Source organism: Asaia bogorensis (genome assembly GCF_900465345.1).
GTDB classification, from domain to species: Bacteria; Pseudomonadota; Alphaproteobacteria; order Acetobacterales; family Acetobacteraceae; genus Asaia; species Asaia bogorensis_A.
Genome location: NZ_UEGO01000001.1, coordinates 64,528 through 84,208, shown reverse-complemented (window position 1 = coordinate 84,208; position 19,681 = coordinate 64,528). Strand labels below are relative to the sequence as shown.

Annotated in this window: 17 protein-coding genes; 10 read left to right on the top strand and 7 right to left on the bottom strand. The window is 60.3% G+C overall.

Annotated features, from left to right (window positions below; translation table 11 throughout):
- Positions 1-212 precede the first annotated feature (212 nt).
- The 3 genes from ED655_RS00415 to ED655_RS00405 all read left to right on the top strand — a co-directional run bounded on the left by ED655_RS00415 (position 213) and on the right by ED655_RS00405 (position 4,473).
- Positions 213-611, top strand: a complete 399-nt coding sequence (locus ED655_RS00415) for a hypothetical protein (RefSeq protein WP_122048572.1) — start codon at positions 213-215, stop codon at positions 609-611.
- An 82-nt stretch (positions 612-693) separates the two neighbouring features.
- The gene (locus tag ED655_RS00410; protein WP_240993424.1) at positions 694-3,102 is read left to right on the top strand and encodes a TonB-dependent receptor family protein; all 2,409 of its coding nucleotides are present in this window, start codon (positions 694-696) and stop codon (positions 3,100-3,102) included.
- A gap of 9 nt (positions 3,103-3,111) precedes the next feature.
- Entirely contained in the window at positions 3,112-4,473 is a 1,362-nt protein-coding gene (locus tag ED655_RS00405; RefSeq protein WP_162993325.1) for a PepSY-associated TM helix domain-containing protein, read from the top strand.
- Here the strand turns inward: ED655_RS00405 and ED655_RS00400 are convergent.
- The 3 genes from ED655_RS00400 to ED655_RS00390 form a co-directional block, all read right to left on the bottom strand.
- Positions 4,459-5,049 carry an SCO family protein gene (locus ED655_RS00400; RefSeq protein WP_162993324.1) on the bottom strand — a complete coding sequence of 197 codons (591 nt, stop codon included), beginning with the start codon at positions 5,047-5,049 and terminating at the stop codon, positions 4,459-4,461. The genes ED655_RS00405 and ED655_RS00400 overlap by 15 nt on opposite strands.
- Before the next feature lie 218 nt (positions 5,050-5,267).
- Positions 5,268-6,557: an adenosylhomocysteinase gene (gene ahcY / locus ED655_RS00395; protein ID WP_062165552.1), complete on the bottom strand. Its 1,290-nt coding sequence runs from the start codon at positions 6,555-6,557 to the stop codon at positions 5,268-5,270.
- Positions 6,558-6,704: 147 nt separating this feature from the next.
- The gene (locus ED655_RS00390) at positions 6,705-7,076 is read right to left on the bottom strand and encodes a hypothetical protein (protein WP_122048568.1); all 372 of its coding nucleotides are present in this window, start codon (positions 7,074-7,076) and stop codon (positions 6,705-6,707) included.
- Between the two features lie 209 nt (positions 7,077-7,285).
- Between ED655_RS00390 and ED655_RS00385 the strand changes: the two genes are divergently transcribed.
- On the top strand, positions 7,286-8,371 hold the full coding sequence (locus ED655_RS00385; RefSeq protein ID WP_035444349.1) for a CorA family divalent cation transporter: 1,086 nt from the start codon (positions 7,286-7,288) through the stop codon (positions 8,369-8,371).
- Between the two features lie 134 nt (positions 8,372-8,505).
- Here the strand turns inward: ED655_RS00385 and ED655_RS00380 are convergent, their stop codons facing one another.
- The 3 genes from ED655_RS00380 to ED655_RS00370 form a co-directional block, all read right to left on the bottom strand.
- The gene (locus ED655_RS00380; protein WP_122048675.1) at positions 8,506-8,790 is read right to left on the bottom strand and encodes a hypothetical protein; all 285 of its coding nucleotides are present in this window, start codon (positions 8,788-8,790) and stop codon (positions 8,506-8,508) included.
- A gap of 61 nt (positions 8,791-8,851) precedes the next feature.
- Entirely contained in the window at positions 8,852-9,784 is a 933-nt protein-coding gene (trhO, locus tag ED655_RS00375) for an oxygen-dependent tRNA uridine(34) hydroxylase TrhO (protein WP_122048674.1), read from the bottom strand.
- 351 nt (positions 9,785-10,135) lie between these two features.
- The gene (locus ED655_RS00370; protein ID WP_240993423.1) at positions 10,136-12,484 is read right to left on the bottom strand and encodes a TonB-dependent receptor; all 2,349 of its coding nucleotides are present in this window, start codon (positions 12,482-12,484) and stop codon (positions 10,136-10,138) included.
- A 179-nt stretch (positions 12,485-12,663) separates the two neighbouring features.
- Between ED655_RS00370 and ED655_RS00365 the strand changes: the two genes are divergently transcribed.
- From ED655_RS00365 to ED655_RS00355, 3 genes are all read left to right on the top strand, one after another.
- Positions 12,664-13,494, top strand: a complete 831-nt coding sequence (locus ED655_RS00365; protein ID WP_122048672.1) for a tetratricopeptide repeat protein — start codon at positions 12,664-12,666, stop codon at positions 13,492-13,494.
- A 98-nt stretch (positions 13,495-13,592) separates the two neighbouring features.
- Positions 13,593-14,462 (top strand): aldose 1-epimerase family protein, encoded by an 870-nt coding sequence (locus tag ED655_RS00360; protein WP_122048567.1) that lies wholly within the window; start codon positions 13,593-13,595, stop codon positions 14,460-14,462.
- A 157-nt stretch (positions 14,463-14,619) separates the two neighbouring features.
- Positions 14,620-15,567 carry a S1/P1 nuclease gene (locus ED655_RS00355; protein ID WP_122048566.1) on the top strand — a complete coding sequence of 316 codons (948 nt, stop codon included), beginning with the start codon at positions 14,620-14,622 and terminating at the stop codon, positions 15,565-15,567.
- A gap of 60 nt (positions 15,568-15,627) precedes the next feature.
- On the opposite strand, the gene ED655_RS00350 is transcribed toward ED655_RS00355, so the two are convergent.
- Complete coding sequence (locus tag ED655_RS00350) at positions 15,628-17,556, bottom strand: alpha/beta hydrolase family protein (RefSeq protein ID WP_122048671.1); 1,929 nt, start codon at positions 17,554-17,556, stop codon at positions 15,628-15,630.
- 168 nt (positions 17,557-17,724) lie between these two features.
- Between ED655_RS00350 and ED655_RS00345 the strand changes: the two genes are divergently transcribed.
- From ED655_RS00345 to ED655_RS00335, 3 genes are read left to right on the top strand one after another with little or no spacing between them, the layout of a single operon-like run.
- Positions 17,725-18,309, top strand: a complete 585-nt coding sequence (locus ED655_RS00345) for a DedA family protein (protein ID WP_122048565.1) — start codon at positions 17,725-17,727, stop codon at positions 18,307-18,309.
- Positions 18,306-19,253 carry an SDR family oxidoreductase gene (locus ED655_RS00340; RefSeq protein WP_122048564.1) on the top strand — a complete coding sequence of 316 codons (948 nt, stop codon included), beginning with the start codon at positions 18,306-18,308 and terminating at the stop codon, positions 19,251-19,253. Before ED655_RS00345 ends, ED655_RS00340 begins: the two co-directional genes overlap by 4 nt.
- Positions 19,250-19,558 carry a hypothetical protein gene (locus tag ED655_RS00335; protein WP_240993422.1) on the top strand — a complete coding sequence of 103 codons (309 nt, stop codon included), beginning with the start codon at positions 19,250-19,252 and terminating at the stop codon, positions 19,556-19,558. The genes ED655_RS00340 and ED655_RS00335 overlap by 4 nt, the downstream gene beginning before the upstream one ends.
- Positions 19,559-19,681 lie beyond the last annotated feature (123 nt).

The window sequence follows — 19,681 nt, the reverse complement described above, 5'->3', positions numbered from 1 at the left end:
TTGCGGATATCCCTCATAAGATAACTTTCTCTAAATAATGTATTTTGATACTATTGTGGATCGTACATATATTCATGCGTACATAAATGTTTTTTTGACGAGTTCCTGTCCAGGAACTCACTATGCCTCTCCGGCTGTGCCCTGGGCCTTGCGGTCTCAAACTCTTTCAAGACTATGGGCAAAGCCGCTGCGATAGCCTACTGAACACGATCATGGCATCTGCGCGGCAACTTACCGGGACAAGGGCGGTCTTCTGGCTGCTGAGCCTGTTTGCCGTAACGATACGTCTTGCTACGGGCTCGCCTGGCATGACGGCCGAACCGTCGTCTGACGATCCGCTCGACATATTGAGTGCGCTGGTTGTCTTTTGTGACAGTGCGGCATCAGTAGGTCCGGCCGGCAAGCATCATGACACCGCCTGCGCCGATAGTTCAGCCTGCCTCGTTACGGCAGTGGAGTTTCACGCTCCTCTTCTGACGGTGCTGATTTCTGTTATTGCCCTGACAGGGCCGAAACTGTTTCGTTGCGCCTGGTGCTTTCCGCCCATACGCGGGCCACCCTGCGACGGGTTTGCCACCCGCTATGCCCAGGGGCCACCCTCCCTCACCTGACCCATTTCGACTCATGATGTCTCAAGGCGCTGTTCCGCGCCCGATGACGCATGACCCCCGTTCCCTGTCAGGTTCATGGTCAATGTCCATTTTCCATCGCGCTGCCCTGCTATGCGGCAGCACACTCCCGGCCCTGTTTGCGTGGGGCTACGCACCCTCTTTCGCGTCTACTGTTCCGGCCACTGTTGCAGAATTGCCGGCGCATCATCTGGCGCCCCTCCCGTCTACCCACACGCGTCCAGCCGGGTCGTCTCACAGGCTCGATCGGCTGGCAGGCTCCCGGCTCGTCAGTCCGACCACGCATGGGAAAACAAGACCCATGCCTGAGTCCATCCTCGTCAGAGGACAGGCGCGCGGGCCTGTCACCCTCTCGCCAGTGGGCCAGACCACCTACAGCGCCGAGCGCAAGGATTTTGCCAGTCATGTGGCCCAGAACGTGGCAGACATGCTGGTGACGGTGCCGGGAGCGAGCTTCCTTCAGGGGAACGGCCCGCGTGATACCGTGGTCTCCATCCGCGGTTCAGGCGCCCGTCAATCCTACGGGCTGCGTAACCTGCAGGTGTCCGAGGACGGGTTTCCCGTCACCCAGCCCGACGGCACGGCGCGCGCCGATCTGATCGATCCTCATGCCTATGAGGGGGTCGATGTGTTTCAGGGGCCTGCCTCTACGCTTTACGGAAACTACGCCATCAATGGCGCGATCAACTTCCGCACGCGTAGCGGCGCGTCGATCCATGGGCTCGAACTCGGTTCCGATTTTGGCAGTTTCGGCATGTTCAACAATTACATGACGCTGGGCGCAGGTAATCGTGCCTATGACTTCATGCTTTTTGCCAGCGGTGTGCGCAGCGACGGATTTATTGCCAACAGCCAGTATGCAACCTCGACCGAGAACATGCGCCTGCGTGTATCGCTCTCCCCCAGCGACCGTCTTGTTCTGAAATTCATCAACAACGTGACCGATGCGTTCCTGCCGCTGCGGCTGTCGCTGAACCAGTATCGCCTCAATCCCTATCAGCGGGGATGCGCTACGGCTTCCGGGGCCGCTGCCGGATGCGGCACGGTTTCGCTCTATCGCAACGGCGCCTATGGCGCACAGACCGCCGTGACACCGCAACAGGCCAATCTGGGGCGCTTCGATAGGCGCAGTATCGTTGGGCTGCGATGGGAGCACGATTTCACGCCGCGCATGGTCTGGCGCACCCAGTTCACCTATGACCAGCGCCATGTCGAGCAGCCGACTTCGACCACCGCCTTTGTGGGGCCTTTCAACTCCTACAATGTCCAGACGGATCTCACCCGTCGCGACACGCTCGGTACAACGCCCCTTACCAGCTTTGTCGGGGCGAATTTCGACTACATGGATTACGGCTATCAGGTTTACGCTCTGTTGCCGCAGGCGGGGGCTACGCGGGGCAGCGAGACATCGACCTCTTATGGCCATCAGTGGAATATCGGCCTGCGTTTTGAGGAAGACTGGCAGTTTGCGCCCAGATGGCATGCGGTGATCGGGCTTGGTGGCACGCAATCCGATATTGGAGCGGTGCAGACCGTCTACAGCCGCAGCGCCACTGCCACGCAGGCGCAATACATCACGGCCAACCGGCGCTTTTTCAACCTTGCCCCTGAGGCCTCGGTCGTCTTCACCCCCGACAAGGCCTGGACCTGGCATGTGCGGCTCGGCACGGCCTATGCCACGCCGGGCTATTCCAGCTTTTTCGTCACGCCGCAGGGCAATTACGGCAACAATACCCAGCTCAAGAGTCAGAGCAGCCTTGGGATCGATCTGGGCACGGCATGGCACCCGTCGTCGGATGTGGATATCCAGGCGACCGGATTTTATGAGTTCTACAGGAACGAACTGGTAAGCCAGTCGGCTGGGGTGAATACCCAGGCAGGCAGCTACACTTTCAACGCGCCTGCCTCGCAGCATCGTGGCGTGGAACTCGCCGCTACGTGGCAGGCCCTTCCGCATAGCCTGCCGGGGGCGAAGCTGCGCCTGTCCTATACCTATGACAACCAGATCTACACGAATTACACCGAGATCCTGTCAAACAGCACGCTGTCACGCAGCTTTTCACGCAACGGGAATCTGATCCCCGGGGTCATGCCGCATTTCCTGAATGGGCGTGTGCTCTATGACCAGCCTTCAGGGTCCTTCGAGGGGCTTGGCGGATTTGCTGAAGTGACATGGCGCAGCGCTTTTTTTATCGACAACGCCAATCTGCTCAAAGTCCCCGGATATGGTCTGCTCAATCTGGAGGTGCATTACGACCCACCCGCAAGGCTGGGTTGGGTGCATCGTCTGCACAGCTATTTCGAGGTGCAGAATGTCGCCAATACTGTCTATGCCGCAGGGGCGACGACCATCAGTGACAGCCTTCTCGCCAATGGGCAGCACGCTGGAGCCTCCGTATTGGCTGCAAAGACAGGCTCGATCTATGCGGGCAGCCCACGCGCCTTTTTTGGCGGCGTGCGGGTACGGTTCTGAGGCATGACCATGACACAGAATTCCCGCTCCCCTCGTACCGCTTATTCCCGTCCGGTCTGGCCCGATCGTGCCATGCTCTGGCGCTGGCATTTTTTTGCTGGGCTGTTTTGCCTGCCTTTCGTGATCATGCTCTGCGTGACCGGATCGCTTTATCTGTTCAAACCCCAGATCGAGACCTGGCTCGACCGCCATATCGATCATGCCGTCACGCAAGGATCGCCGCAGACCGTGAGCGCCCAGCGTGCTGCCGCCCTGGCCGCCGTGCCGGGAGGGCATTTCATCGCACTGGAGATGCCGTTCCGCAAAACTCAGGCCACGCGTGTTCTGGTGGCTCATGGGGCAGATGTCGCGCGTGTCTATATCGACCCTGTCACGCTCAGGGTTCTTGCCCAGCGCGACGAGCAGACGCGTTTCGAGCGGCTGGTGTTCCGCCTGCACGGGCAATTGCTGATCGGCAACTGGGGGTCTGTGATCATGGAAATGGTCGCGTCCTGGACACTCGTTTTGATCGTGACCGGACTCCTGCTCTGGTGGCCGCGAAAGGCGGGTGCAGGCGGTACCATCCTGCCGAGGCTGGGCGCGAAAAATCGCCTGTTCTGGCGCGATCTCCATGCTGTCGGGGGGATGTGGATCTCGCTCGTCCTTGTGCTGTTTCTGGTGTCCGGTCTGCCCTGGTCCTTTGTCTGGGGCTCGGCCTTTGCTGCGGTCGAAAGCCGTATCGGCAGGCTGGTTGCCGTTCAGGACTGGGAGATCGGGGCGGTACCCATCGCGGCGACCCTTTCAGGCCATGCCACCATGCCTGGCATGTCGGACGCCGAGATGGCGGGTATGGCGATGGACACCGCGCCTCAGCCCATGTCGCCGCAGGCGGGACTGGACGCTGTGTATGAAACGGCGCGCCAGCTTGCTTTTCCTGCGCCAACCCTCATCACCCCGCCAGCCAGTGCCAAGGACGTATGGCACATACGCTCCGATGCCCAGAACCGCCCGAAGCGGGTCGAGGCCAGCGTGACAGCGCAAGGGGAGGTCACTCATGTCACCCGCTTTGCCGATAAGGGCCTGTCCGACCGGTTGATCGGCTACGGTGTCGCCTTTCACGAGGGGCATCTGTTCGGGGTCTTGAATCTGCTCCTGAACCTCATGGTCGCACTCTTGCTCACCCTCGCCTCTGTGGCAGCGCTCATGCTCTGGCTCAGTCGCCGCCGGCCGGGCCATCTCGATGCCCCGCAGAGCTCGCCGCGACCTATTGGCTGGGGTGCGTTGGCCGTTATGGGGGTTATGGGAATTCTTCTCCCCGAGCTTGGGGCCTCGCTGCTGCTGCTGGCATTGGCGGGGCGGTTTCTGGGCGGGCGGTTTTCAGCGCTGCGCTAGATAGGGTGCGAGATTATGGGCCACCGTGGCGGGGCTCGAATCAGCCGGCAGGATGGCCTGAAGGTGATTCTGGCCGTCCATCAGATAGAGCACGGAGGAATGATCGATCCGGTAATCCCCCATTCCCTCATCACCCCTGTCATGGCCTGCCATGGGGTCCACGGTCACATGGGACGTCACGTGAAAGGCCTTGGCGACAGCATCAATCTGGGCGGTTGTGCCTGTCAGACCGATGATCTCGGGTGAGAAGCGCCGCGTATAGACCCCGATATCCTCGGGACGGTCGCGCTCTGGATCGAGTGTGATGAAGAGCGGGACGGGGCGCTGTGTTCCGGGCGGAAGCAGCGTATAGGCCTGCGCCACTGTTGCGAGCGTCAACGGGCAGACGTCGAGGCAGTGTGTATAGCCGAAATAGATGAGGGTCTGACGCCCGGCGAAACGCGCCTGGGTGGTTGGATGATTGGCGCTGTCGATCAGGCTATAGGGCCCGCCAATTTGTGTTGTGTGCCGATGGGCGGTCAGGGTCTGCCATCCGATGATACCGGCAAACAGTCCGGCAATGATCAGCGTGGGCATGGCCCAGAGGCGTAATGCAGCCCATCGGGATCCGGGTTGTTTCGATTGAGCAGGTCTGGGGGCGGAGCGTTTTCGGGCCATGCACGTCTCCCTTGTGGAAGAGGCGGGGCTCTGCCCCGCTCCCCGGAAAGGGGTAACCCCCTTTCATCCCCGCTTAAAGGGTTGCCAGAGGGGCCAGCCCTCCAGCGGTTTGCAGGGCTGAGCCCTGCGTAACCCTCTTAGTAGCGGTATTCTTCGTGCTTGAACGGACCGGCAACCGGCACGCCGATGTAATCGGCCTGCTTGTCGCTCATCTTGCTCAGCTCGGCACCGACCTTGGCGAGATGCAGCGCGGCTACCTTCTCGTCCAGCTTCTTCGGCAGGGTGTAGACCTTGACGTCGTACTGGCCCGGCTTTGCCGTCCAGAGTTCGATCTGCGCCAGGGTCTGGTTGGTGAAGGAGGCCGACATCACGAAGGAGGGGTGACCCGTGGCATTGCCAAGGTTCACGAGGCGGCCTTCAGACAGCAGGATGATGCGCTTGCCGTCGGGGAATTCGATCTCGTCAACCTGCGGCTTGACGTTGTCCCACTTGTAGTTGCGCAGGGCCTCGACCTGGATTTCGCTGTCGAAATGCCCGATATTGCACACGATGGCGCGGTGCTTCATCTCGCGCATATGCTCGACGGTGATGATGTCGACATTGCCCGTGCAGGTCACGAAGATATCGCCACGCGGTGCGGCGGCTTCCATCGTCACGACCTCATAGCCTTCCATCGCGGCCTGAAGGGCGCAGATCGGATCGACTTCGGTCACGAGCACGCGGCAGCCTGCATTGCGCAGCGAGGCGGCCGAGCCCTTGCCCACGTCGCCGTAACCGGCAACCACGGCAACCTTGCCGGCCATCATGACGTCGGTACCACGGCGGATGGCGTCCACCAGGCTCTCGCGGCAGCCATAGAGATTGTCGAATTTCGACTTGGTGACGCTGTCATTCACGTTGATGGCCGGAACCTTCAGCGTGCCCTTCTTCGCCATTTCCCACAGGCGATGCACGCCCGTGGTCGTCTCTTCGGACAGGCCGCGCACGTCGTTCAGCATTTCGGGGTACTTGTCGTGCATGAGCACGGTCAGGTCGCCGCCGTCATCGAGGATCATGTTCGGCGTCCAGCCATCGGGACCCTTGATGGTCTGCTCGATGCACCACCAGAATTCTTCCTCGCTCAGGCCCTTCCAGGCGAAGACCGGCACGCCGGTCGCGGCGATGGCGGCAGCAGCCTGGTCCTGGGTCGAGAAGATGTTGCAGGACGACCAGCGCACGGTCGCGCCCAGAGCCGTCAGCGTCTCGATCAGCACGGCAGTCTGGATGGTCATGTGCAGACAGCCCGCAATGCGCGCGCCCTTGAGCGGCTGGCTGGCGCCGTATTCCTCGCGGAGCGCCATCAGGCCGGGCATTTCGCCCTCGGCAATGGAGATTTCCTTGCGGCCCCATTCGGCCAGGGCGATGTCGCGCACCTTGTAATCGGTCATTCTGAAACCCTTGTTTCTCTGGTGATGGGCATTTGTATAGAGCGAGTTCCTGCTTTGGGCCAGCGCGCATGAAAAAAGGCGCCTGACCCGCGCAGGATCAGACGCCTTTTGCTGATGCGCCAACGGCAGGGCCGTTGGGGACAAACCTTACTGCTGGGCCGATTTGTCTGACATCTTCATGCTTTTCATGCTGTGCTTGTGTTTGGAGGCCTTCTCATGCTGGGGCGATGAGATGGGCATTTTCTCCGAGGTCTGACCCGTCGGCGCTGCCGTGCCCGTGGGCGCGTTCGGTGCCTTGGGGTCTGGCTGCTCGTTCATCTGGTTCTTGAACGTCTTGTTCTGCTCGGTCGGGTTGTGGATCTGGGTCGACTGGTTCTTGAGCGTTTCTGCCTTCTGGGCCGAAGGTGCCTGCTCGCTGTCAGTGGCCGTGGTGGCCTGTGCGAAGGCAGGGACCGGGGTCAGAGCGGGGGCGACAAGCAGGGCAGAGACGGCCAGAGCGGCTTTGAATACGTGTTTCATGACAGGCTCCTGTCGAAAAACGGGGTAACGATGTCAGGCTTGATTGTTCGTTTTGCGGGACATCTTGATGAACTGGTAACAAACCGGCGGCGTTCCGGTTTCCTTGCGGCCACATTAAGCTTTGAAAGCGGTTGCCTGGGCTCCTCACCCATGCGAGACAGCGAACAGCGTTCGCCCAGAACAAAGATTTCCTCAGGATGGAGGATGGCATGTCCAACACACGCTCACAGATGCCGTTCTCCGTTGTGGCGGGCCAGGATATGAAGCCGTCAGGCGCGCTGCCCCATGGCATTGCCAATGGGCTGGTCTGGGCCGTAAGGGCCCGGCCGGGTGAGGACCCCTCGCCGCTTGAGCCGCATGAAATCGAGAGCCTGCTCAACGACCGCACGCCGCCCTCGAATTATCCCAAGCCCTCGGAAAGCTGGGCATGGCTCCATTTCGACACGGTGCACAGCTCGGCCAGACAGCATGTGGCGACCCTGCCTTGCCTGCCCGAGGATGTTAGTGCCATGCTGGCCGAGACGGAATATGGTGTCATGCTGGAAGCCATGCCCGGGCTGGTCTGGGGGGCCTTGCCTGCGTTTGACGATGCCGTTTCGGAAGAGGATCGCGATATCTGCGCCTGGCGCTTTGCCATGCGTCCCGATCTTCTTATCACCACGCGGCGCAACCCCATTCCCGTGCTCGGTGCGGCTTTTCGCACTCTTCGTGCGGACTCCATTCCCCGCAGCCCTGCGGGTGTGATCGACCGCGCCCTTCGCGAATTTACCGGCAGTGTGCGCCGTCAGATCGGCAAGCTGGATGACGAGCTGGACCGCGCCGAGGACGCGCTGCTGCTGATCGAGCGCCGCACCGATCTGGGTCATCTTGGCGGTATTGTGGGTAAGGGCCGACGCCGTGCCACCGAATTGCGGCGTGTGGTTACTCCCATCGATCGCGTATTGCGCGACGAGGATCTCGAATTGCCCGAATGGGCCGAGGATGAATTGCGTGACCGTACCGAGCGTCAGGTTCACGCTGCGCTCGATGACATGATCGCTCTGCTGGATCGTGCCCGCTCGCTGCAGGACGAGCTCGGGTCGTCACAGGCGGAAGAAACCAACAGGCGTCTTTATATTCTGACGGCGGCCACCATCCTCATGTTCCCAGCAACATTGGTGACCGGGTTCTTTGGCATGAATACAGGCGGGATGTATCTCGCGGGCGGCGCCTATGGGACGCTCGAAGCCGGAGCCGTGTGCTTTATCGCCATGATCCTGACCTGGGTGTTCCTGAAACTCGCCCGCCTGCTCTGATAGCCTCGCCTCGCAATTCTGAAAGACGGCGTTACTCCCGCGTCCTACCCCCGCAGACAGGTTTCCAAAGGACGACCGTCCTTTGGTGGGGTGTGGGGCGACGCCCCATACACACTATTCCGAGCGCCTGTTGATTACGGTGTTTCCCTACCCTTGAGCTCGCTCAGGCGCTGAAGCGTTGCCAAAAGAACGCGTGGTGCGCCACGACAGCCGTCATGGCCCTCCTCACGTATGACGCTCGCCATAGCCTCCATCAGACGATAGGCGGCGCCGTCACCGTTGAAGATACTGGCCTCGATAGCCTCCAGATCCAGGGTGAGGGTTGTGCGCCCCTTGTCGCGTTCCTCGATGAAGCGGTCGAGGGCGTTGGTGAACCATGGATCGGAGGCCCAGTGATACCCGGATGGCTCGTCAGTCATGGTGATCTCCTTCAGGCAGTGTTTCGTCAGGCGTTGTTCCGTCAGGGGATGTTTTGCCCGTTCAGGCGTCACCGCCGATGTGATGGGTACCGCGCGCACGGGCAAGATCTTCCTGATGCTGGCGCGCGGCATAACGCGCGCGCTGTTCATCGGTACGTTCGGCCGCACAGGCGGGGCACTGGATTCCGTCAATGAACAGCGGTGATGTCTTGTCCTGTGCCGATACCGGGCGACGGCAGGCGTGACACAGATCATAGGCGCCGGGTTCCAGCCCGTGGCGCACGGTCACACGCTGGTCGAACACGAAACACTCGCCTTCCCACAGGCTTTCAGCTTCAGGCACATCCTCCAGATATTTCAGGATGCCGCCCTTGAGGTGATAGACATCCTCAACCCCTTCGGAGAGGGCGAAGGCAGTCGATTTTTCGCAGCGTATGCCGCCTGTGCAGAACATGGCGATTTTAGGCTTGCGGCCTTCGGCTTTCAGCGCAGCGCGTCGGGCACGAAACCAGTCGGGAAATTCACGAAAGCTCTGAATGTCGGGATCGATGGCGCCCTTGAAGGTGCCTACCGCCACTTCATAGTCGTTTCGCGTATCGATGAGGATGGTATCGGGATCGGAAATCAGCGCGTTCCACTCGGTGGCGGGAACGTAGCGCCCTACACCGGCCAGCGGGTCGATATCGGGCTGACCCATCGTGACGATTTCGCGCTTGAGACGCACCTTCATGCGGTTGAAGGGCATGGTGTCGTCCCAAGAGAGTTTCCACTCCAGCGCATCGCAGCCGGGAAGGCTGCGAATATGGGCCAGAATGGACTCGATGCCCTCGGCGCTGCCTGCAATGGTGCCGTTTATCCCTTCTCGTGCCAGAAGCAGCGTCCCCCTGATGCCGTGCTGCAGGCAGGCCTCAAGCAGCGATGCCCGCAAAGCGGCAGGATCGGCAAAAGGGGTGAAGCGATAAAGGGCGGCGATGCAGACCGGCGGCTGCGACATGATGACTGTCCCTGAAACCTTGAAAATGACGTTGCCGGTTGCATAGCGCAGGTCGGGCCGCAACGCCTATCAAGAATGGCCGAGCCAGCCCGTCCAAGTCGGGCTTGGTGTCATGGTATCTTCATCGGATTGCATCCGATTCCAGCAAGGCGCCCGGAAAAAACATGGTCACCGGGTCTTTTCCTGGACGCGATCACAGGGGGATCTGGTCAAAAGGCATGAAGTCAGCCCTCGCGCATCAGGTGCATTCCGCGCGTCTCTATGCCTGATCTACCGCCCTGCAGGCTCCGAGCCGGCAATATCGCCCTTCCCACGGCGGCTTGACATGGGAAGGGATGAGACCTGACCAGATCAGTAGCTCATGCTGATCTGGCCAAGGAAGGAGCGGCCGGCCGAAGGGGTGGCGCGGTTGGAAAACAGGCTCTGGTAGTTCAGGCGATTGGCCAGATTGTAGCCATTCAGCGCAATTTTCCAGTGCTGGCCCAGACGATGGGAAATCACGGCATCGAAGTCCAGATTGGCCGGGACTTTTAAGGTGTTGGTCGTGTTGAGCCAGACATGCTGGCGCCATGTCATGCCGCCACCAAATGAGAGATTGTACGGCGTATTCGGGAAGGCCTCGTAGACCGACCAGAGAGTTGCCTGATTATGGGGCACATACTGCACCTGCTTGCCCACCGCAGCAGCCGTATCGGAAGCCAGGGTATCGCTGTCATACAGGGCGTAAGTGGCCGAGATGTTCCAGTGGCGTGTGATCATGCCACCGACGGAAAGCTCAAGCCCCTGATTACGCTGCCGGTCGCTTGATCCCTCAACCTGCCCGGTAACCGGGTCGGCGTTGATGGCGTTGTTCTTCTCGAGCCGGAAGAGCGAGGCCGTGAACCCCATGCGGTCATGAAAGGCGCTGTACTTCGCGCCGATCTCGTAGAGATTGGCTTTTTCCGGGCTGGCAAAGCTGTTTGTGCCGGGACGTATCGGCACGGAGCCGTTGGTGACATACATCCCGCTTGGCGTGGTCGAGGTCGCCCAGGTGAAATAATAGGTCTGATGCGCATCGGGCGTCGCGACGAGGCTGACATTGGGGTTAAAGACGCTGCTGACCTGATGATAGTGAATATCAGGATTGGTCGCGACATTGCCGCCCGTCAGATTATAGCTGGTCTGCCAGCGGTCCCAGCGGAAGCCACCCTTCACCGACAGCCAGTCAGTGAACCAGATCTGGTCATAGAAGAACAGGCCGGTATCAAAGCCATAGCCGTTTGAATGTGATTTGGCCCCCAGAGCACCGAGGCTGACCAAACCACCCGGATTCAGATCGCCAGGCACCAGAAGCAGATTGCCGACATAGGGGTTGGGGTTGACTAGCGAGGCATAGGGCTTTGCCTTGAGATAGGTCGATTGCGAGCGCACATCATTGACGCGTTCGAGATCGAAACCTGTCACGATCTGATGCTTGAGAAAACCCGTATAGAAATCAGCCACCATCGAGCCGACATTCTGCACCGACCAGCTTGTCTGCTGATAGGGCAGGGGTGCCATGGTGGTGCCTGGCCCCTTGCCGTTTCCGGCGCCGTTTGGGCCTGAGCGGGCAACGAGCGCTGAACCGGCATGACCGAGGAAGTAATTGTTTACGCAGGTCGTGTCGCAGGTGGCTTTTGAGGCCGCGAAATTCCGGTAGAACTGGCCACCGCGCAGATCATCGAAGAACTTGATATGGTCGTTGAGCTTGTACGAGAAACGCGCTGTTTCCATGTTGTCGTTGGTGGCGTTCTGATCGTTGTCCGTGCCATAGAAATTGGTGCGGCGAATGCCGTATTGCGTGATCGGACCGCCGGTTTTCGCACCGGGTGGCGTGACGACAGGCACACCGAAATCCGGGATCGAGTTCTCCTGCTGGTGCATGTATTGCAGTACCAGAGTGGCCTTGCTGCCCAGACCGAAGGCGATGGAGGGTGCAATGCCCCAGCGATGCGAATAGAGGAAATCGCGCCCGACAATATTGTTCTCGTTGCCCATGCCGGTGATGCGCAATGCCGTGTGGTCATCAAGCTTCTTGTTCACGTCGAGGACGCCCCGATAATACGAGCCCGACCCGCCATTGAACTCGGCGGCATAGTGGTCGCGCAGGGTGGGGGTCTTGGTCACCATATTGATGGCGCCGCCCGTCGTCCCGTTGCCGAACACCTCGGATGACGGACCCTTGATGACCGAGATCGTCTCGAGATTGAACGCATCGCGGCTGTAGACGCCAAAATCGCGTAACCCGTCCTGATAGATATCGTTCTGGGCCTGAAAGCCGCGGATCAGGAACTGGTCGCCATTCATGCCGCCTGCACCCTCGCCAATTGAGGATGTCACACCCGGCACGTTACGCAGGGCCTCATCCACCGATTTCACATTCTGCTGCTTCATCAGCATCTGCGGTACGATATTGATCTGCTGCGGTGTGTGCAGCGCATCCTGCGGCATGCGCGACAGGCCGATCGGGTCCTTGAGCGTATTGAAACCGTTGCCGAGCACGGTGATATGCTCATCTGATTTTTCCGCGGCCTTCTGCTTTTCGATCTTCCGCTGCCGCTGGGGTTTTCTGTCCTTGCGGTCCGCTGGGCTGTTGTCAGCAGCATGGGTTTGAGTCGCACCGAGAACGATCCCGGTGAGCATCGGTAACAGGGACAGGGATTTGCGCGAGAGGGACCGCATCGGGCGCGACGCTCCATTCAGTTGCGAAGATTTCGCAACTCATTAATGAAAGCGCGACTAAGTCTCAATTGATTTATTGCGAAACATGTGTAGTTTTTTGCGAAATGTTTAAAACGTTCCTGCTGGGTATCGACGCATCAAGTCTGATCAGGCCCTTTAATCGTCTGCTGACAGTCGGCATGGCACATATCAGGCAAGTTCGTATCGGAGCGCGTGGCAGGCGTCGTGCCGCCCTAGGGCACAGAGAGACAGCCGCGCGTTGCGGTAATCTGCCTGAGGCCATCGAAAGGATCCGTCAACGAGCCTGTGCGGGCCATGTACTCGAACAGGTGCAATGGGGGCAGGTGTTACGCGATAGCGTGTATATGCCCCCCCGCCCTGACCTTGCATTCAGATGGTTTGAAGGGGCGGCGCTTGCCGGGTTTGGACCCGGCCTGAATATGCTTGGGCGATGTTACCAGTTCGGCTGGGGGTGCACGCAGGATCTGACCCGTGCTGCTGCCTGCTTTGAGCAAGCCGCTCTCAAAGGCGATGCCTGGGGATGTTACAATCTGGCAATTCTGACCATGCGCGGCATGGGGGTGGCGCGCGATCTGGCGCGGGCACTCTCCCTTTTCAGGGCAGGCGCAAAGGCGGGGCACGCCAAATCAATGAATCTTTATGCGCGTTTTCTTGAGGAAGGCTGGGAAGTGCCTCAAGACAGGGCGCAGGCCGAAGCATGGTATCGGCGCTCTGCAGAGGAGGGCGATTACCGGGGGCAACATAATTATGCGACCCTGCTTTGCGATCGTGGTGACGATCAGGAGGCACTCATGTGGTGGCGCAAGGCTGTGCATGAGGCGACATCGGATATTCTGCTGGCCATGCAGGCGCGGCTCGAATCCCGTGTGCAAGCGGCAGGGGCGCTTTGTCACGAGGAGGAAAGCGCGCTGCTCGATCTGGTCAGGCAGCGTCTGGCCGGGCTGGAACTCGACGTCGGGTTACCGCTCCCTCACGAAACAGTCTCTTGATCTGCGATGGTTTTTGGGGAAGGTCGTTTGACCTTTAGCCAGATCGCCTCTTGCCGGGTGATCGCTGCCGCAGGCCGGAAACAGGAGCGCGATGAGTGATGTCCGACAGCCATGTCTTCAGCAATGGACGATTTACGGCGCGTGTTGCCGCCCATGGTGCAGAGCTTTGTTCGCTTTGTGACGAAACGGGGCGCGAACTCATCTGGACCGGGGGCGCCTGGCCACGCCATTCTCCCGTCCTGTTCCCGATTGTAGGGCGCCTACGCGACAATCATGCCCTGATCGATGGTCTCGACTATACCCTCACGCAGCATGGTTTTGCCCGTGATCGCGTCTTTCGCTGGGTCGAACGCCATGAGACGGGTTGTACGCTGGTGCTTGAGGATGATCCGACCAGCCGGGCGATCTTTCCCTTCGCCTTCCGGCTCACGCTGCAATACACGCTCGATGAAGATGGCCTGCATCTTGCGTATACGCTGGGCAATCCGGACAGCCGCGGCCTTCTCCATGCGTCGCTCGGGGCTCATCCGGCCTTCATATGGCCGCTTGTGCCGGGAACAGCCAAGACGGACCATGTGCTCGAATTCGAGGCTCCCGAGCCAGAGCCTCTCGCCGTTCTTGAGGAAGGGCTGATTGCCCCGGGGGAGCGTCCCAACCCGGTCAAGGATGGAATTCTGCCGCTCGATGACAGCCTGTTCGACCATGACGCGCTGATCTTCCTGCATCCGGTCAGCCGCAAGCTGCGGTTTTATGCCCGTACGGGCGAGGCGCTGGTTTTCTCCTGGCATGGTTTCGAGCAGCTTGGCATCTGGATGAAGCCCGGCTCCGATTTTCTCTGCCTCGAACCCTGGATGGGATATTCCAGCCCGGCCGATTTCGATGGCGCTTTCGAGGAAAAGCCGGGATTGCTGCATCTTCAACCCGGCGAAAACTGGTCGGCTGGCTGGTCGGTTCGACTGGGCGACTGATCGTCCGGGCGACCGAACGGAGTCTTTCCGGGTGGCCCGTCACCCGCGCTGTCATCAAGAGTCGAGAGACGCGGGTGTCATCATAACATCCCTTGCATCCTCGGTCCGGGAGTGAAACGGTAGTCGCACTTCCTGCTGCTTTCGTTTCCGAGGCCTTATGACACGTCGCTCGCTCTTCGCCCTCCCGGCACTGCTTTCCGTTGCCGCGCTGACCCTAGCCACAAAGCCTGCCCAGGCATGGGGCCCCTATGGGCATGCCATCGTCGCTGATATCGCACAGAGCCGCCTTACGCCGCAGGCTGCCAGTGCCGTGACGCAGCTTCTTGCGCTTGAGCATCATCAGAGCCTCGATCAGGTGGCGTCATGGCCTGATACGATCGGGCATGTGCCGCCGGAAAAAGGCGGCCTGCCCCAGACGCTGCCGTGGCACTATGTCGATACCGATGCTTCTTTCGCGACCTATGACAAGGCGCGCGATTGCGGCAACGATATCTGCGTCACCGAAAAACTGCCTGAGATGGAACACGTGCTGGCAGACCCGAACGCGACGCCCGAAGCGCGTCTTGCCGCCCTGAAATGGGTGGTGCATCTGGTGGGCGATCTGCATCAGCCCCTTCATGCTGCCGAGCGCGACCATGACAAGGGCGGCAACATGGTGAAGGTCTCGTATTTCGGTCAGGACCGGAACGGCCATGAGAACCTCCATTCATTGTGGGATGAGGGGATTATGGACCATGAGCGGCATCTGGTCGTGGGGCCGCATTATACGATCGATTTTGCCAAAGCCCGTGAGGAGGCCGACCGGCTGAACAGCCAGATCACCCCTGGCCAGGCTGAATTCTGGTCCGGCGCGCTTTCTCCCGACACCATGCATGAGGCTGTTGTGCAGTGGACCGATGAAAGCCACGGTCTGGCCCGTTCCATTGCCTATGGTGCCCTGCCCGGCGGCAGCAGAAAGGATCTCGGCGCGGCTTACACGGATATTGCTTTTCCGGTGATCGAAACGCGCCTGCAGCAGGCGGGGGTGAGGCTTGCAGATGTCCTGAATACGGCCCTTTCTGCGCCCGTCAGCGCAATGGGTGCCCCCTCCTCCGCAACACCCTGATCGTTTTCAGGATCGAGGCGCATTCTGCGATGCGCCTCGACCGGGCCGTATACGTTTCCGTCAGGCCTTTTGCGATGACGCAAAGATCTGCTGGTAGAAGGCCAGTTCGCGCGTGAAGCTGTCCTGCAGAGTCTGCTGCTGACGAAAACCGTGACCCTCACCGGGGTAGATGTGCAGGGCGGACTGCCGCCCCCGCGTTACAAGCGCATCATGCATGGCCTGTGCTTGCGCCAGAGGCACGACCTTGTCCTGGTCTCCGTGCAGAAACAGTGTGGGAGATCTGATCGTCTCGACATGGCTGATCGGTGAGCGTTGCAGATAGAGAGCGGCCTGCTCGGGGTAAGGGCCAATCAGCCTGTCGAGATAACGGGATTCGAATTTATGCGTCTCCTCTGCCAGGGCGCGCAGATCGGTCACACCGTAAAGCGAACAACCCGCCGCAAAGACATCGGACATCGCCAGCGCCATGAGAACGGTCAGTCCTCCCGCACTGCTGCCCCGTATGACGCAGCGTGCGGGGTCGACCAGCCCCTGTGCGACGACATGGCGCACGGCTGCTATGCAATCCTGCACATCGACCACACCCCATTGCCCTTCGAGGGCTTCGCGGTAGGGGCGCCCGAACCCGGTCGATCCCCGGTAATTGACATCGAGCACGGCAAAGCCGCGGCTGGTCCACCACTGCACCTTGAATGAAAAGGCTGTGCTGGCCCGTCCCGTGGGGCCACCATGCGCCATGACCACCAGAGGCGGCTTTTCGCTGCCAGCAAGACTGTGATGCCGGTTCGCTGGGGCATAGAAAAGCGCGTGAGACAGGACACTGTCCTCGCCGGATGCATCATGGCCGACAGGGAAAGTGATCGGTCGGGCTATCGCACAATCCTGCGCATCGATGCCCGGTGGAAAATCGAAAGCGCGTCTTATGATCCGTTGCGGGTGACCAATGACGATGGCCGGGGGTGCATCGGGGGCAGTCTCGATCCAGGCAGGTTCGTCACCAAACCAGACGGGTACCTGAGCGGCGTCTATATGCGGCCATGTCGTCCAGACCCCATTTTCAAACAGGGCGGTATGGCTCAGACCCCCTGTAATGATCTGGGCCATGACACGCCCCTGACCGATGGGCGACAGGCTGCGCTGACCGAAAACCCAGTGCGGAAAGCCTGTCTCTCCTCCCGGATCTGGCAGATAGTTGGGGCCGACTGGTGTGTCTGTCTCATTTGGGATGAAAAAGCGGCAAGGCCGCCAGCTGCCCAGCGCGTCCAGACTGACCAGAAGCGTGTCAGCGCTTTCCCAGACAGGATCGACACAGCTGCATTGTGTATCATCGCCTGCGAGTATGCGTGCTGCGCCACTATGCGGGCGCCGTGCCTGCCATGATAGCGGTGCGATGAGGAGTCTCGTGGCATCCCAGGGCATGTCGGGGTGGGACCAGCTTATCCATACCAGATGCCCGTTACCGGGCGCGGGGCGCGGTGCGGCGTAGAAATCATCACCTTCGACCAGAACGATTTCGTCCTGCCTGTCGAGCCAGACAATGGCGGCTTGGGGTTCGCCTTCCCCGCGATGATCTTCCCGGACGCAGAAAACGCCGCGGCCAGTGGCATCGAAACTGAAATCTGCATAGGCGCAGCCCGCTGTGCAGGCCATGGGGGTGATGCTGCCATCGGGATGATAGAGCGAGACTGCCCCGGTCTTGCGATCGCTGAAAACGACTTTCTGACATGACGACACCTCATAGGCGCCGCCACCATATTCATGGACATTTGTGCCGATTTGGTAATCGATGGGGAGCAAATCCCGTGGCGTTTCGCCGCGTTTGAGGCTGACAAGGGCCGTGCGCCCCCCTTCCTGCGGTCTGCCTTCGAGCCAGTATAACCTGTCTCCCTGTGCCCGAAGCTCGGAAAGGGACACGCTACGCCCTGCAACGAGGTCGGATGACACCCAGGAAGGCCAGGAACCGGAAGGGATCGAAGATGGATTCGTCATGGGATTCAGGATAATCCGGGAGAAACCATCTGACGAGTTTTCCTGGGAGCGGCTTTCAGGCATCAAGTCGATCTCTTTATCGCTACGCCTGCAAGGATCAGAGCCCTGCTGCATTATCTGGAACATCTGCTCAAGGAATATGGCTACGGCATTGTCGGCGTCGTCGTCATGCTCGAGAGCATGGGCCTGCCGCTCCCTGCCGAGAGCCTGATTATCGGGGCGGCCCTCTATGCCGCGACCACGCATCATCTTGAAATCCGATGGGTTGCCGTTGCGGCCGTGACGGGTGCCATCATGGGTGATAATTTCGGCTATCTGATCGGTCGTTCGATCGGGTTCAAGATCCTGCAAAAGCATGGCGGCAAGGTTGGCCTGACCCATGAGCGCCTGCTGCTGGGTCGCTACCTGTTCAAGCGTCATGGCGGAACCGTTGTTTTTGTCGGGCGCTTTGTCGCGATCCTGCGCGTATTCGTGGCCCTCCTTGCCGGGGCAAACCATATGCCCTGGCGCTCCTTTCTCTGGCACAATGCGCTTGGTGGTGTGGTGTGGGCCGGTGGGTACGCTATCGCGACCTATTTCCTCGGCAAGGAAATCCTGAGTCTATCCGGGCCCCTGGCCATCGGTATCGGCTCACTCGTCGTGATCTTTCTCGGTGTCTGTCTCTACTTCCTCAAGAAGAACGAAAAGCGTCTGACCGATGAGGCCTTAAAGGAGGCCAAGGCCGAGGAACGCTCAGGAAAGGCCAGGGCATGAGTGACGTTTATCCTTCCTGCCGGGGTAAAACGGCGATCGTCACAGGCGCAACGGGCGGACTTGGCCTTGCAACGGCTCTTGGCCTGGCCCGCACTGGTGCCGAGGTTATCGTGACAGGGCGCAATGCCGAAAAGGGACGAGCTGCGCTGGCGACAATCCAGGCGGCTCTTCCCGATGCCGTCTTGCGCTTTGAGGGGCTCGATCTTGCCTCGCTGGCCTCCATTGCACGTTTTGCCGAGCGTATGGCCGACCAACCTGTGCATGTGCTCATCAATAATGCCGGGGTCATGGCACCTGCGCAGCGTCGCACCACACAGGACGGATTCGAACTCCAGTTCGGCACAAACCATCTTGGGCACTTTGCGCTGACCGGCCGGCTTCTGCCTTCGCTCATTGCCGGTCAGGCCCATATTGTCACGGTGGCGTCTCTCGCTGCATGGCGGGGCGATATTCCGCTCGATGATCTGAACGCTGCCGGGCGTTATCGCCGCTTCGACCGCTACAGTCAGAGCAAGCTGGCCAATCTGATGTTCAGCCTTGAGCTCAACCGGCGCGCTCACGAGGCGGGGGCGCCTTTGCATGTTCGCACCGCTCATCCTGGCTGGTCCACCAGCTCCATCATTTCCAACAGCGCCGCGCTGAGTGGGGCGCAGACGCCCGTTTCACGCCTGCTGGCTTATGGGCAGGATCGTGTCGGCAATGCCCTGTTCCGGCTGCTGGGGCAGGATGTTACTGCGGGTGCCGAGCCTATTCTCCATGCGGCCCTGTCTCCCAAGGCGCGTGATGGGGGCTATTACGGGCCGCTCGGTCGTGGGGAACGACGCGGGCCACCGGGGCCTGCCATTATTCCACCCAGAGCCACGGGGCTTCCCCTTGCGTCCAAGCTCTGGCAGGCTTCCGAGAATATGACCGGAGTCCGGTATGACTGGGAGGTTGTCCGATGAGCATGACCCTGTCCGTATTCAAGGAAAGCCTGCAAGACGGTATTCCGCCCGATCCTGTGTCACCAGCGCTGCTTGCACTGTGGTGGGCCAAACGGGAGGACTGGGCGGCCGCCCATGAGATCGTGCAGGCCAATGAGCGTGACCCGGAATGTAACTGGGTTCATGGCTGGCTTCATCGCGTCGAAGGTGACACTGACAATGCCCGCTACTGGTACCGGCGCGCCGGTTACGCGATGGGCCATGGTGATCTGATGGAAGAATGGCAGGCTATCGTTATTCGCCTGCTGAGCGGTTCGGGCTATTAGAGCCCGGTCAGAGCGGTCCTGACAGGAGGCGCTGCCCCATGCCCCGCCAAAGGACAGTCGTCCTTTGCAAATCTGATCAAGAGCCGAAGCGGGGCTCGAAGGGGCAAATCCCTCCGCGGGTGC